The sequence below is a fragment of the Mycobacterium sp. genome (assembly GCF_040509115.1).
GTDB lineage: Bacteria > Actinomycetota > Actinomycetes > Mycobacteriales > Mycobacteriaceae > Mycobacterium.
This window is the reverse complement of the sequence record NZ_JBEVLO010000018.1, coordinates 1-13,374: the sequence shown is the minus strand read 5'-3', so window position 1 is coordinate 13,374 and position 13,374 is coordinate 1. Positions and strand designations below refer to the sequence as shown.

The window sequence follows — 13,374 nt, the reverse complement described above, 5'->3', positions numbered from 1 at the left end:
TGCGCAAGAAGAAGACGACGTACACGGCGTCCAACGTCGTGGTCGCCGCAGGTACCTGGGGCTCACAGCAATTGCTGTTCAAGATGCGCGACACCGGCAGGCTGCCCAAGCTGTCGGACAAGCTGGGTGTGCTCACCAGGACCAATTCCGAATCGATCGTCGGAGCGGGACGCCTCCGGGTGCGTGACGACCTCGACCTGACCCACGGCGTGGCGATCACGTCGTCGATCCACCCGACCGCGGACACGCACATCGAACCGTGTCGCTACGGCAAGGGGTCCAACGCCATGGGTCTGTTGCAGACCCTCATGACCGACGGCTTGCTTCCCGACGGAACCGGCATTCCGCGATGGAAGCAGTTGATCCAGTCCGCCCGGTCGGATCCCAGAGGCACGCTGCGACTTCTGAATCCGCGCAAGTGGAGCGAGCGCACCATGATCGCGCTGGTGATGCAGCACCTCGACAATTCGATCACCACCTACACCAAGCGCAGCAAGCTCGGATTCCGTCGCGTCGTGAGCAAGCAGGGTCATGGCGAGCCGAATCCGACCTGGATCCCTGCCGGCAACGAGGTGACCCGGCGGATCGCCAAGAAGATCGACGGTGTCGCCGGTGGCACGTGGGGCGAGCTGTTCAACATCCCCTTGACCGCCCACTTCCTCGGCGGCGCGGTCATCGGGGACAGCCCCGAGCACGGCGTCATCGACGCGTACCACCGGGTGCACAACTATCCGACGCTGTACGTGGTCGACGGCTCGGCGATCTCCGCGAACATGGGCGTCAACCCGTCGCTGTCAATCACGGCGCAGGCCGAGCGGGCCGCGTCGCTGTGGCCCAACAAGGGGCAGGTCGACCAGCGTCCCGAGCAGGGCCAGCCCTACCAGCGGCTGGCGCCGATCGCACCCGAGCATCCCGTCGTTCCGGAGCACGCGCCCGCGGCGTTGCGTCGCCTGCCCATCCAGCCGGTCAGTTCGGCGGGCTGATCGCACCGGCCACGCAGGCCTCCGTCGGCGCGCGGGCGTCGTGTCCGTCGGCTCGCACCCGCGCCACTAGACTGGCCCAGTGGAAATGGCTCCGGAATCTGGACAGCCCCGGCCCGTCTTGGTGGTCGACTTCGGTGCGCAGTACGCGCAGCTGATTGCGCGGCGCGTCCGTGAGGCGCGGGTGTACTCCGAGGTGGTCCCGCACACGGCCACGGTCGACGAGATCAAGGCCAAGGACCCCCAGGCGATCGTTCTGTCGGGCGGACCTGCCAGCGTCTACGCGGACGGGGCGCCCCAGCTCGACCCTGCGCTGTTCGATCTCGACGTCCCCGTGTTCGGCATCTGCTACGGATTCCAGGCGATGGCCCAGGCGCTCGGCGGTACCGTCGCGCACACCGGGACCAGCGAGTACGGCCGTACCGATCTGAAAGTGGCAGGGGGAGACCTGCATTCGGATCTGCCCGAACGGCAACCCGTCTGGATGAGCCATGGGGACGCGGTCACGGTCGCACCCGACGGTTTCGAGGTCGTCGCCACCAGCGCCGGCGCGCCCGTCGCGGCGTTCGAGAATCGGGGCCGCAGATTGGCGGGCGTCCAGTACCACCCCGAGGTCATGCACTCCCCGCACGGACAATTGGTGCTGAGCCGGTTCCTGCACGAGTTCGCAGGCATCGATGCGTCTTGGACCCCGGCCAACATCGCCGACGCGCTGGTCGATCAGGTCCGCGCTCAGATCGGCGACGGTCGCGCCATCTGCGGGCTGTCGGGCGGGGTCGACTCCGCGGTCGCGGCCGCACTCGTTCAGCGAGCCATCGGCGACCGTCTGACGTGTGTCTTCGTCGACCATGGTCTGTTGCGGGCGGGCGAGCGCGGCCAGGTGCAGCGCGACTTCGTCGCCGCGACCGGCGCCAAGCTCGTCACCGTCGACGCCGAGGCCCGCTTCCTTGAGGCGCTGTCCGGGGTCACCAACCCGGAGGGCAAGCGCAAGATCATCGGGCGTGAGTTCATCCGGGCGTTCGAGGGCGCAGTCCGTGGCATCGCAGAAGGGGGAGCCGACGGCGATCAAGCCGTCGACTTCCTGGTGCAGGGCACCCTCTATCCCGACGTCGTCGAGTCCGGCGGCGGCACCGGCGCGGCCAACATCAAGAGCCACCACAACGTGGGTGGTCTACCCGACGACCTGAAGTTCAAGCTCGTCGAACCGCTGCGGTTGCTGTTCAAGGACGAAGTGCGGGCCGTCGGGCGCGAACTCGGGCTGCCGGAGGAAATCGTTGGGCGCCAACCTTTCCCGGGCCCCGGCCTGGGCATCCGCATCGTCGGTGAGGTGACTGCCGGCCGGCTGGACACCCTGCGCCGCGCCGATGCCATTGCCCGCGAGGAACTCTCGGCAGCCGGCCTCGACCAGCAGATCTGGCAGTGCCCGGTGGTGCTTCTGGCCGACGTCCGATCCGTGGGAGTGCAGGGCGACGGACGGACCTACGGCCATCCCATCGTGCTGCGGCCCGTCTCCAGCGAGGACGCGATGACGGCCGACTGGACGCGGGTGCCCTACGAAACGCTCGAGCGCATCTCGACCAGGATCACCAACGAGGTACCCGAGGTCAATCGCGTAGTCCTCGACGTGACCAGCAAGCCGCCGGGCACCATCGAGTGGGAGTAGCGGTCGGGGCCCGCGGGCGGCGCGACTGCGGTTCGTGACGGATTACGCCCGTTTCTCGTCATCTTCGGTAGCCTCGGTGTCGTCGGCGGCCTTTTCGATCAAGTCGCCGAGGATCTGACTCACCACCGACTCGATGGTCGATTCGATCGAGAAGGCAAGCGTTGCCGACACCGCTGCCACCGCCTGCGTCCGGAACCGCACCAACATCGTGATCAGTTCGGCCACTTCGGTATCCGGCGGCAGCGCCGCACCCGGATTGATGCGGGTGAGGACGTGTTCCACCCCTGCCCGCACCAGGATGCCGCTGATCTCGTCGATCAGCGGCGTGGTCTGCTCGTGGATGTCGATGAGCTTGTCGGTGCTGACGCCGTACTGCCGGATCTCGTTGAACGCCTCGATCAGCTTGGGCCGTACCACCGTTGCGTCATCGCCGTCGACGGTGATCACCCCGAGGCCGACCATCCGGTCGAAGCCCGCGTCGTCGTCGACCAACCGCTTCGCGTCGGCGACGGACATCCGGTCGGGCTTCTCCGAGGCCCAACTGCCTGCGATCGCGGATTCCAACCCCAGCATGTCGCCCAGGTTCTTGCCCTCCTCCCACGCGCTCAGCATCTCGTGTACGTGGGCGATGTTGTAGCCGCGATCCAGCATCGAGGTGATGAGCCGGAGCCGGGTCAGATGCGTGTCGTTGAACAGGGCGATGCGGCCCACCCGCAGCGGCGGATGCAGCAGACTGCGATCGCGGTAGACGCGGATGTTGCGCGTCGTCGTGCCTGCCAGCCGAGCGAGCTCCTCGATCCGGTACTCGCCCGATGCCGTCACGCCGTGCTGGTGCACGGCGGCGTCGAAGAGTTGCGACACCGCGTTCTCGATGACGTCGCGCGACCCGCGCCTGATCTGGCGGGGGGCGCGCCGCAACCCATTGAGGATCGTCGAGATCGCACCCGCCTGTTGCCGCGGCTGCTTGGCAGGCGGCATGTCAGGCCGGCGAACTGATGCTGCTCACGGCGGCCCCGGGTCGCGCCCCGTCATCGGGATTGCTCCTCGCGTCCACCGTCCGATAGTCGCTCAACCGGAAATCGCGCATCTGTCGAAGATACTGCGTGGCGAACCCTGGGTACATCGACGCGTTGAATCCGTCGGCCGTCAGATACCAACTGCTGCAGCCGCTCATCCAGGTGGTCTTGGTCAGCCGCTTCTGAAGCTGCTCGTTGTGGCGGCGCTGGACGTCGGCGCGGACGTCGAGGTAGCGCAGCTCGTTGTTCAGGATCGTCGTGATCCCCGAGACGGCGTAGTCGATCTGTCCCTCGACGAAGACCAGCAGCGAGTTGTGTCCGGGGCCGGAGTTGGGCCCCGTCATGAAGAACAGGTTGGGGTAGCCGCTGGCGTTGATGCTCTTGTAAGCCTGCGCACCACTGGACCATTCGGCCGCGAGGGAGCGGCCGCCGAGGCCGGTGATCGGGTACGGCGGCCCGGTGAGGTGGACGTCGTACCCCGTCGCGAACACGATGGCGTCCAGGTGGTGCTCGACGCCGTCGCTGGTACGGATCCCCACCGGGCTGATGGTGGCGATCGGCCAATCGATCAGCTTGCAGTTGTCGCGTTGCAGCGCCGGGTAGTAGTCGCTGGACACCAGCATCCGCTTGCATCCCGGGGTGAAGTCCGGTGTCAACTGCCTGCGCAGCCACGGATCCTTGACCTGCTTGCGCAGGTGCGCCTTGCCGAGCCGGGCCACCAGCGAGCTCAGCGGTGAGTCCCATACCAGGGCGGTGGCGCTGGCTTCGTGTCCCCAGAACAGCGCCTGACGCGCAAGCCGTTGGACGGCTGGGACTTTCGTAAAGAGCTCCTGTGCACGGGCTGGGGTGGCGACGTCCAGTCGGGGGATCACCCAACCGGGGGTGCGTTGGAACACCTTGACGAAGTCGGCCTTTTTGACCAACTCGGGAATGATTTGCACCGCACTGGCCCCGGTGCCGATGACGGCCACCCGCTTGCCGGTGAAGTCGTAGTCGTGGTCCCAGTTGGCACTGTGGATCTCGTGGCCCTCGTAGGTGTCGATGCCGCGGATGTCGGGCAGCTGGTGGTCGGGCAGCGGGCCGGACGCGAGCACGACGGTGCGAGCGCGGTACCGCTTGCGTCCGGTCGTGGTGACGTCCCATGCTCCCTCCTTCTCGTCGAAAGTCAGGCCGTTGACCTCGGTGCGGAACTCGATCCGACGGCGCAGGTCGAACCGGTCGACCATGTCCTCGATGTGCTGGCGGATCTCGTCGGCGGGGGAGTAGGCCCGCGACCACGTCGGGTTCGAGACGAATGAGAACGAGTAGAGAAGCGACGGAATGTCGCATGCCGCACCGGGATACGTGGTGTCCCGCCAGGTTCCGCCGACGCGGTCGTCCCGTTCGACGATGACGAAGTCCTCGACTCCGGCCTGTGTCAGCTTGATCGCGGTACCGATGCCGGTGAACCCGGTGCCGACGATCAGGGTGTCGTAGACATGCCCGCCCGCCACGTCAGGCCGCCGGTTCGTGGGTCAGTTCCTTGAACCAGGACGGGATCGGGCTGAGCAGTGGGGTCGGGTAGCGATCGGACAGCCAGACCATCGAGTTGGCGAGGTAGTGGTATGGGTTCTTGGGGTTGACCACCATGCGCGCGTGCAGTTTCAGGATCTGGTACGTCGGCACCCGGTGGGTGAACTCGGCGCGCTCGCCGAGTTGCTTGAAGCGCTTCATGGCGTTGTAGAGCCGTTCGGGCTCCAGACCCATCTCGACGATGTTGTTGCGCATCCGGTTCAGCAGTGGGGCGTACATCAGCGCGCCGAGGATCACCCCGGGCGAGGCGACGTTGCCGACGAACTGGATGGCCAGCCGTCGCGCCGTCGCGTTGCCGATCATGTTGAGCACGTCGAAGTCGACTGCGATGTGGCGTGATTCGTCGTTGTTGATCTTCTCGAAGACCTGGTGGCAGACGGGGTCGTGGACCTCTTCGAGCAGGAACTTGAGCAGGGCGCCGTCGAGAGCGACTTCGAGCATCGGGATGACGGTGCCCAGAATCGACAACGACATGTCGTCGGAGTACCTGTCCAGCCACTGGATGGCCAGCCGGATGTTGATGTTGGGTTCAGGCATCTCGCCGTCCTCGAGCATGCCCCAGCGCTTCATCAGCGCCAGTTCGGCGTTCGCGTGGCGTTGCTCCTCGGCATGGAAGTACCGGTAGATCTCGGCCAGCGTCGGCGTCGGCGCCTTCTTGGCGAGTGCGGCGAACCCACGCGCTCCGACGTTCTCGATCCAGCACAAGTCGGCCATGAACGCCTTCAGCTTCGGCCTGAACTCATCGCTGATGGTCTCTGCTCCCGGGGCATCCCAGTCGATGTCGGCCAGCGCCCACTGGCGATCCTTGATCTTCGCGAGCATGACGTCCATGTCGATCGCCATTTTGCAACTCCTAAGGTGTCGTTACCCGGGTGGTGAAGCCGACGGCGCGGGTGTACATCGTCGGTGTGAAACGCTTGATGCCCCAGCCGATTCGGGCATCGGGTTGCGGCATGCAGTACAGGCCGCCGCGATCGTTGGTGTCCAGGCAGGTCCGTGCGACGCGCTCTGGGGAGAAGCCGGTCCACCGCATCAGCTTGTCGGCGAGTTGCGTCGATTGCGCCGAGATATGGCCGGAGTTGCCGCCCGCGACGAGGATGTTGGTCTTGACGAACGTCGGGCACAGCACGGTGACGTTGATTCCCGTGCCGGACAGCTCGGCCGCCAATGTCTCCGACAGCGACAGCACCCCTGCCTTGCTGACGTTGTAGGCGGCCATCCCCGGCGCGGCGCCGAACGCGGCGGCCGAGGCGACGTTGATGATGCCGCCGGGTCGTCCTGCCGCACGCAGGATGGGGGTGAAGACGTGGCAGCCGTGGATCGGACCCCACAGGTTGATCCCGAGCACCCAGTTCCAGTGGTCGAGCGTGGTGTCGCCGATGGGCAGTCCGCCCGCCCCGACGCCGGCGTTGTTGATCACCAGCGTCGGTGGGCCGCTCAGCCATGCCTGCGCCTCCTCCGCGAGGTGGTGTACGTCGTCGATCTGAGAGACGTCGCAGCGCACCGACGTGGCTTGTCCGCCGGCGGCAATGATCGCGTCGGCCGTGGCGCGCGACGACCCCTCGTCGACGTCGCTGCACACGACCCGGCTTCCGCGCTTGGCGAGTTCGGCGGCGAACGCACGTCCGATGCCGCTGCCAGCACCGGTGATGACTGCCGCGGCGCCGTGGCTGCGCTTGGTAGGGGATCCGAAGAGGTTCATCGGTGCTGTCCGTTCTCGCTCATCACCCGGCCACCCGGCCAATTCGCTGGTCCCGCAGGGACTCCGCCACGAAGGCCGCCACACGTTGCATGGCGGGCGCTGCCTCCGGGGTGAGTCTGGGCAGAGCCTGGAACACGTGGACCTGATCGGGCCAGACCTGCAGTTCACAGGTCCCGCCCGCCGCCGTGATGTCGGCGGCGAGCCTGCGGGAGTCGGCGACGAGCATCTCGCCGCCACCGGCTTGGACGAGGGTCGGTGGCATCCGGCGGCCACCTGCGACGTCGAGCTTGAGTCGGGGATGCGCGAGATCGGTTCCTGCGCAATACAGGCCGACGAGCTTGGCGGCGTCGGCCGCGCGGATGGCGGGGTCGCGACGCAGCTCCTCACGGGCGCGGGACAGCCCGAAGGTCAGGTCGATCAGCGGGGAGAACAAGGCGAGACCAGCCGGTTGTGCGACGTCGGATTGCAGCAGCAGGTCGACGGCGAGGTGGCCACCCGCGGAATCTCCGGCGACGACGATGCGGCCCGGGTCGAGGCCCCGGTGTCTGGACAGCCAGTCCCAGCCCGAGCGGACGTCGACGGCGGCGGTGGGGAAGCGGTACTCCGGGGCCAGCCGGTAGTCCACGCAGAACACCGGTAGCCCCGTCAGCCGGGACAGCCAGGCGGTGAGTCTGCGGTGGGTGCGCGGCGAGCACAGCGCGAATCCGCTGCCGTGCAGGAAGTAGATGCACGCATCGCGTGTCCCGAAGCCCGGCTCGACTCCCGGCCCGCGCACCCATTCCCCGATGACGCGCCGACCGTCCGGCAGTTGCGCGTCGACGTGCTCGATCTGCGCGCCAGCCAATGGCGGACCGAAGGAGTCCATGATCCTCGCGACGAGCTGCCGCGAGGCCCACAGGCCCCACGCCCGGTCGGGCGGCAGCACCGCGCTGATCTGTCTGAGGGTCAGCCCGCTGATGGTCGCTGCCCCGCGGGAGCGCATCGAACCTCGTACCGCTGCCGTGTCTGCCCTCATCATCGTGATACAACAACCAATGATGACATTTGTCAATGTCATCATTGATCCATGGGTGAATCAGGTCACCACGAGCGGCAGGGCACGATCTAGGTCATGACGCAGTTGACCTGGGGTCTGATCGGCGCCAGTGACATCGCCGAAACGGGGATGATTCCCGCGCTGCGCCGCGTGGGCGCCCGCATTGCCGGGGTGGCCAGCGGCAACGCCGAACATGCTCGACGCTTTGCCGAACGCAACGAAATCCCCACGACGACATCGGATTTCAGTCTGGATGCTCTGCTCGGTGATCCCGCCGTACAGGCCGTGTACGTCTCCAGCACCAACGAGCAGCACCTCGCCCACGCCTCCGCGGCAGCTGCGGCGGGCAAGCACGTGCTGTGTGAAAAGCCGCTGTCGACCGATCTGGAGGCCGGTCGGCAGATCGCCGCGACGTGCGCTGCCCACGGCGTGGTCCTCGGCGTCAACCACCACCTGCCCGCCGCAGGCACCCACCGCACCGTGCGACGACTGGTGGGCGACGGCGCCGTCGGGCGGGTCCTCTCCGTGAACGTGCGGCACACGTCGCTGCTCCCGGAGCGGCTCAGGGGTTGGCGTCTCAGTGGCGTCGCAGGCGCCGGCGTGGTGATGGACCTGTCCTGTCACGACGCGTCGGTAGTCAATCCACTGCTGGGCACGCGTGCGGTGGAGGCGACGGCGATGACCGTGAAACAGGGCCGCTGGGAGACCGCCGCCGAGGACGCCGCATCATCGGTGCTGCTGTATGACGACGACGTCCTCGTCCGGTTGCACGACTCCTTCACCACTCCGTACACGCCCTCCTATCTGGAGGTGCACGGTGAACTCGGCAGCATCACCGCGCGCGGCGTCATGACGCCCCAGCCCGTCGGCGACGTCTTCTTGAGCGACGGCAGCGGTGAACACGAGATCGACGTGCCCGACCGCAGGCACCCCTACGACGTCACCCTTGAGGAATTCAGCCGGGCCGTTCATGGGGACGGCCGCCCTGTCGTGGATGGGCGGGATGCCGTCAACGCCTTGGCCGTGTGCCTGGCCATTCTCGAATCGGCGCGTTCCGGCCGTCGCGTTCCGGTGGAGTTCACGCCGACGTCCTAGGAACGGGACGGGGTCAGCGTGGCGGATCTCCCCGCCAACTGAAGCTGTTGACGTACTTGCCCATGTCGAGCGCGATCTGCACGTTGGTCGCCGAGGGCTTGCCCGATCCGAATTCCGGGCTGAACGCGTGGAACGGTCCCACCGCCCCCGCCACCAGCGCCAAGTCGTTCTTCACCGCCACCATGACCACCACCCGCATCCGGGCGTAGCTGGCGGTCGCTCCCTGCGGCCAGCAATCGGCGACCATGCCGAACCCGGGCTGGTAACCGACCATCGTGTTGGGGATCTCGTAGGCCGTCTTGGTGTCGGGGAAGGTCTGGTTCACCAGCTGGACGGCGATGTCGCGCGGCGTGCGGCCCGCGGCGGGCTGGCTGAACAGACGCATCGTGCCGCCGTCGCCCGCCAGCAGGTCGGCGGTGATGCCCCGATCGCCGGTGGTGATCTTGTATGCCGAGCCCTCGGCGGGATAGGAGACGGAGAACGCGCCGTCCGCCGCGGTGAAGCGCGGATTGATCGTGACGGGCTCGCCGATCGGCGGTCGGCCGCAATCGGGTGGGCAGACGTATCTGGCCGACGGCTTCTCCATGGCACCCGAGAGGGCGACGAGGCCCGCCGCGACGACGCCGATGGCGGCCACCCATACGACGAGCAGGTGGCGGTGCGAGGTCTTGCGGGGGGCCGGCGTGACGTAGGTGCCTGCGAGGGTGGAGTAGCCGGGAGCGAGGGTGGTCATGTTCCGTCGGCCCCCGGGTCAGGGCTCGCATCGGTGCGGACCGGTCGGACGTCCCGCCGCTCCCTCCGAGAAGATCGGGAGGACGCCCTGGTGGCGGCGCCGCAGTGCGGGCAGAAGGCCATGTCGGGCACCACGTGGCCGCACTGCGGACACAGCAACGGCTCATCGGAGAGGATCTCGTCGTGCTCCTCGTGGAGCAGCGCGAGGTGCAGCCCCACCCGTAGCGCCAGGACGGCCGCGAGTGCGACCACTAGATGCAGCGTGAGTTGCACGGTCTGAGGGAAGCGCGCGACGTCGACGAGTCCCAGCACGGCATACATCGTCATCACCGCGATGGCGAAGACCGCCAGGGCGATGCGAATGTAGTTGCGGTGCTGATGCTTCTTGTTCTCGGGGCGGGTGAACCACAGTGCGGCACCGATCAGACCGCCCACCGCGGCAGCGGTCAGCGGCACGGCGATGCCGCGGATGCCTGCCTCGACGAACAACCCCTGCATCGGCCTGCCACGCGCCACCATGCCACCGGAGAACTGCGGAGCCAGTCGGGTCATCTGCGCCGCAGCCGTGAACATCAAGGCGCCGAGCGCGCCAATTGCGAAGCCTTCGAGGGATTCTCGGGATCCCCGCCGGAAGAGGCGCACCACGACGGCGGGCACTAGCATCAGGATCATCCCGCCGATGGGTACTGCCAGCCCATCGCGAAGGATCCGGAACCCGGCGATGCCCGCCCCCAGTCCGACGTCGTAGGCCTGCGCGACGACCGCCCCCGTGAGCAGGACCCACCCGACGCCGAGCCCGATGCCAAGGGCCGCCGTGGCCACCAGGGTGCCCGTCGGGATGTCCTTGTGAACGTCGGACTCCTGCAGATAGATCAGGAACAAGAACGGCAGGCCGAGCGCGGCGACGGTGACCAGTGCGGCGGGCAGGCGGAACACGGTGGCCGCGACGAGGGCCGTGAGGATCAACCCGAGTCCGAGTAGGAACGGCAGACGCGAGCCGGCCGACAGGTGGGGGAACAGCGAACTGACGAGGTTCGGTCGGAGCAGGTGTTCACCGGACGAGGCGCTGTATGCCCGGATGCGCAGCCACTCGGGACCGTTGGCCTTGTGCTCCTTGAGGTGCACGCCGCAGAGGCCGCAGAACTCGCCCTCTGGAACGTCGGTCTGGCAGACCTGGCACTCGACGGTGCCTGGTGTGCCGTCGCTGGATTGGGATTCTGTGCTCATGGGAGGGCCCTCTGCAGGACGAGGAGGTTGCGGGCGAGGTTGTCGACGTCGGGCGTGCCGAGACCGCTGACCAGGTCGTAACCGGGACCCGCGGTGTCGACCGCGTTGCCACCGAGCGTCACGTCGCGGAACGCGGGCAGCGGTGCGCCCTGGGCAATGCGGTATAGCAAGGGGTTGATGTCGCCGATTGCGCTGCCGCCGTTGGTAATCAGGAACTGAGTCATGATCGCAGTCAGGCCGGCCCAGATCGGTGCGGACTGCGACGTTCCGCCACCGACCACGGTCTGCTGATTGAGGACGATCTTCACCCCGGTGAACGGGTCGGCGACCGCGGAGATGTCGGGAGTCATCCGCTTACCCGTATTCCGTTGCGGATCAATTTGATTGGCCGCCTCGCGCTGCCACGGTGGTATGTCGAACAGCGACGAGACGCCTCCGCCGGTGCCCTGGGAGAGGGGAACGTCGAACCATGCCTGTTCGGCCAGCCATCCACCGTCGGCATCGGTGGACAGCGTGGTGCCGCCGACGCCGGTCATCTCGGGAAGCGAGGCGATGGAGTCCAATCCGACGTCGGACGGGCCCGGTGGGGAGTCCCAGTCGTCGCCGCCCTTGCATTCCAGACCGGCCAGGTCGCCGCTGGCGTTGAACGCGGTCGTACCGTTCTCGTGCGCTCTGGCCAGTGCCGACCGAACCGGTGCGAGATCGGCTGCGGTGAGCAGTTTGTCGCAGCCCCAGCCGATCGAGAAGCTCCAGATCGCGCCGGGGAACTGGCGATCGGTGTCCTCGAGCATCTGGCCGATCTTCTGAAAGGCGCCGTCGCCCTCCACGGTTGGCCTGGCGTTGACGACGACCTTCTGCGCGTCGGGCGCAATCGCGTGGGCCACTTCGAGGTCCATCGTCGTTTCGCCGTAGGGCTCGGGCAGTTGGTCGCCGACGACGGTGGGGGTGAACTGTGGCAGCCCGAATTGCGTTGAGAACATGTCGAGGTCGTCCTGGCCGAAGCCGTTGAACGCGAAGATGACGATCGTGGTGCCCTTGCCGGTGAAGCCGTCCCGCGCCAGTCCCGCCGCGTTGTAGGTGTTCAGCAAGGCGGTCGGGGTCAACCCGCGGTCCGGGACCTCCAGTGGAATGTCGCGCGGCAGAGACTCGTGATGCGGTGTGTAGCTGAGGATTCGGCCCATCTGCGTCACCTCGGTACGCAGTGCGGGGGGAACCTGTGGCTGTTGGGGCGAGGCGTAGAACTCCTGGCCCTTCATGCCGCGGTAGTCGTGCACCTCGACGCCGAATGCGCCTGCCACGTCATCGGGGGTGCCCTCGACGATGGCCCAACCATCACCACTCCGCCAATTCACCGTGAGCTGATGCTGCCCCGCCCAACCGATCAGCGCGTCGGGACGGTGCTGCTGGGTCAGCATCGCAGTGAGCTGAACGTGGTCTCCACGCGCCGGACCGAGGTCGGTGGAGGAGTCGAGCAATGACGCGAACGGACCGTCGATGACGTTGGGTGTTCTGGCGCCCGGCGTGATCCGAAGATCCGAGGCGAGCGCCAGAACCCCAACCATGACGACGGCGACCAACCACGGCCAGCTGCGAGCGTGCCGGCTATGTGCTGTCACGTGTGGTGACTGCATGGTGGTGTCGTCGTAAGACGGTCTCGCGAAGGTTTCTCGAGACCGCGGGATACTAGTTGTCGCCAGGAATGGCCGTCGGCGCGGGCGGCGCGGTGATTGGAGGCGTGAACAGGTTGCCGCCCGTGGGGTTGATCGACTTCTCGGTCGGCGTGACCTCCGGAGCCGACGACGACGGTGCCGTGGTCGTCGTGGTGGTCGACGTTTCCGGAGCCTTTTCCTCGCTGCTTCCGCACGCGGCGGTCAATCCGACCATCGCGATGATTGCAGCACCGCCCGCAGCTGCCGCAATACGGCGAGCCAGACGATTTGACCTCATGATGCTGTCCTTAATAATCCCCGAGTAGCGAACACATGGTCTTCGGCGAATCGCTGAGGATTCCGCACTCCCTTGGCATGTGACTAGTACGTGACTAGCAACGTGACTCTGCCCTTGGCGTGCACCAGCCCCATCCCGAAGTGGGTTCTGGTGACCGCACTCTATAGCACTGCCTGAATGGCCGCACAGGCATTCCGCTGGCGGCGTATTCGGTGGTCTCTGTCGTAGCCCCATCCGCTTGACGGTGTCGGAGGGCGAGTGTTTACTCGTCGTATCGAACATACTTTCGAATGCGAGACGAGTCTGATGGTGCAGAAGGTGTTGACGTGACAGCGGTGATTGGTGTGAATCAACGTCCCCTGAATCGCGCTGAACAGGTAGAACACCTCCGTCGCAAGATGGCG

Annotated in this window: 12 protein-coding genes; 3 read left to right on the top strand and 9 right to left on the bottom strand. The window is 66.8% G+C overall.

What is annotated here, in order from left to right; genetic code table 11:
* Together ABW137_RS01770 and guaA are read left to right on the top strand one after the other, a co-directional pair.
* On the top strand, positions 1–983 hold a 983-nt coding region (locus tag ABW137_RS01770; protein ID WP_526396264.1), incomplete at its 5' end, for a GMC oxidoreductase.
* 85 nt (positions 984–1,068) lie between these two features.
* Positions 1,069–2,643 carry a glutamine-hydrolyzing GMP synthase gene (gene guaA / locus ABW137_RS01765; protein WP_526396262.1) on the top strand — a complete coding sequence of 525 codons (1,575 nt, stop codon included), beginning with the start codon at positions 1,069–1,071 and terminating at the stop codon, positions 2,641–2,643.
* Positions 2,644–2,685: 42 nt separating this feature from the next.
* Here the strand turns inward: guaA and ABW137_RS01760 are convergent, their stop codons facing one another.
* The 5 genes from ABW137_RS01760 to ABW137_RS01740 are packed head-to-tail and all read right to left on the bottom strand — an operon-like array spanning position 2,686 to position 7,915.
* The gene (locus tag ABW137_RS01760) at positions 2,686–3,621 is read right to left on the bottom strand and encodes a MerR family transcriptional regulator (RefSeq protein ID WP_526396260.1); all 936 of its coding nucleotides are present in this window, start codon (positions 3,619–3,621) and stop codon (positions 2,686–2,688) included.
* Between the two features lies 1 nt (position 3,622).
* Positions 3,623–5,152: a flavin-containing monooxygenase gene (locus ABW137_RS01755; RefSeq protein WP_526396258.1), complete on the bottom strand. Its 1,530-nt coding sequence runs from the start codon at positions 5,150–5,152 to the stop codon at positions 3,623–3,625.
* 1 nt (position 5,153) lies between these two features.
* Positions 5,154–6,074, bottom strand: a complete 921-nt coding sequence (locus ABW137_RS01750) for a ferritin-like domain-containing protein (protein ID WP_526396256.1) — start codon at positions 6,072–6,074, stop codon at positions 5,154–5,156.
* Between the two features lie 10 nt (positions 6,075–6,084).
* The gene (locus ABW137_RS01745; protein WP_526396254.1) at positions 6,085–6,933 is read right to left on the bottom strand and encodes an SDR family NAD(P)-dependent oxidoreductase; all 849 of its coding nucleotides are present in this window, start codon (positions 6,931–6,933) and stop codon (positions 6,085–6,087) included.
* Between the two features lie 22 nt (positions 6,934–6,955).
* Positions 6,956–7,915 carry an alpha/beta hydrolase gene (locus ABW137_RS01740; RefSeq protein ID WP_526396252.1) on the bottom strand — a complete coding sequence of 320 codons (960 nt, stop codon included), beginning with the start codon at positions 7,913–7,915 and terminating at the stop codon, positions 6,956–6,958.
* Between the two features lie 129 nt (positions 7,916–8,044).
* Here ABW137_RS01740 and ABW137_RS01735 point away from each other — a divergent pair, with 129 nt between their 5' ends.
* Positions 8,045–9,064: a Gfo/Idh/MocA family protein gene (locus tag ABW137_RS01735; RefSeq protein WP_526396250.1), complete on the top strand. Its 1,020-nt coding sequence runs from the start codon at positions 8,045–8,047 to the stop codon at positions 9,062–9,064.
* Positions 9,065–9,077: 13 nt separating this feature from the next.
* On the opposite strand, the gene ABW137_RS01730 is transcribed toward ABW137_RS01735, so the two are convergent.
* The 4 genes from ABW137_RS01730 to ABW137_RS01715 form a co-directional block, all read right to left on the bottom strand.
* The gene (locus tag ABW137_RS01730; RefSeq protein WP_526396248.1) at positions 9,078–9,797 is read right to left on the bottom strand and encodes a hypothetical protein; all 720 of its coding nucleotides are present in this window, start codon (positions 9,795–9,797) and stop codon (positions 9,078–9,080) included.
* Entirely contained in the window at positions 9,794–11,023 is a 1,230-nt protein-coding gene (locus ABW137_RS01725) for a zinc ribbon domain-containing protein (RefSeq protein WP_526396246.1), read from the bottom strand. Before ABW137_RS01725 ends, ABW137_RS01730 begins: the two co-directional genes overlap by 4 nt.
* Positions 11,020–12,585 carry a S53 family peptidase gene (locus ABW137_RS01720; RefSeq protein WP_526396266.1) on the bottom strand — a complete coding sequence of 522 codons (1,566 nt, stop codon included), beginning with the start codon at positions 12,583–12,585 and terminating at the stop codon, positions 11,020–11,022. Before ABW137_RS01720 ends, ABW137_RS01725 begins: the two co-directional genes overlap by 4 nt.
* 121 nt (positions 12,586–12,706) lie before the next feature.
* A complete protein-coding gene (locus ABW137_RS01715; RefSeq protein WP_526396244.1) occupies positions 12,707–12,970 on the bottom strand; it encodes a hypothetical protein in 264 nt (87 codons plus the stop codon).
* Positions 12,971–13,374: the final 404 nt, after the last annotated feature.

Bases quoted from the DNA above. Each gene is read 5' to 3' on its own strand.
- ABW137_RS01735 (WP_526396250.1), top strand. From the start codon at position 8,045: ATGACGCAGTTGACCTGGGGTCTGATCGGCGCCAGTGACATCGCCGAA.
- guaA (WP_526396262.1), top strand. From the start codon at position 1,069: ATGGCTCCGGAATCTGGACAGCCCCGGCCCGTCTTGGTGGTCGACTTC.
- ABW137_RS01745 (WP_526396254.1), bottom strand. From the start codon at position 6,933: ATGAACCTCTTCGGATCCCCTACCAAGCGCAGCCACGGCGCCGCGGCA.
- ABW137_RS01725 (WP_526396246.1), bottom strand. From the start codon at position 11,023: ATGAGCACAGAATCCCAATCCAGCGACGGCACACCAGGCACCGTCGAG.
- ABW137_RS01750 (WP_526396256.1), bottom strand. From the start codon at position 6,074: ATGGCGATCGACATGGACGTCATGCTCGCGAAGATCAAGGATCGCCAG.
- ABW137_RS01715 (WP_526396244.1), bottom strand. From the start codon at position 12,970: ATGAGGTCAAATCGTCTGGCTCGCCGTATTGCGGCAGCTGCGGGCGGT.
- ABW137_RS01720 (WP_526396266.1), bottom strand. From the start codon at position 12,585: ATGGTTGGGGTTCTGGCGCTCGCCTCGGATCTTCGGATCACGCCGGGC.
- ABW137_RS01730 (WP_526396248.1), bottom strand. From the start codon at position 9,797: ATGACCACCCTCGCTCCCGGCTACTCCACCCTCGCAGGCACCTACGTC.
- ABW137_RS01760 (WP_526396260.1), bottom strand. From the start codon at position 3,621: ATGCCGCCTGCCAAGCAGCCGCGGCAACAGGCGGGTGCGATCTCGACG.
- ABW137_RS01740 (WP_526396252.1), bottom strand. From the start codon at position 7,915: ATGCGCTCCCGCGGGGCAGCGACCATCAGCGGGCTGACCCTCAGACAG.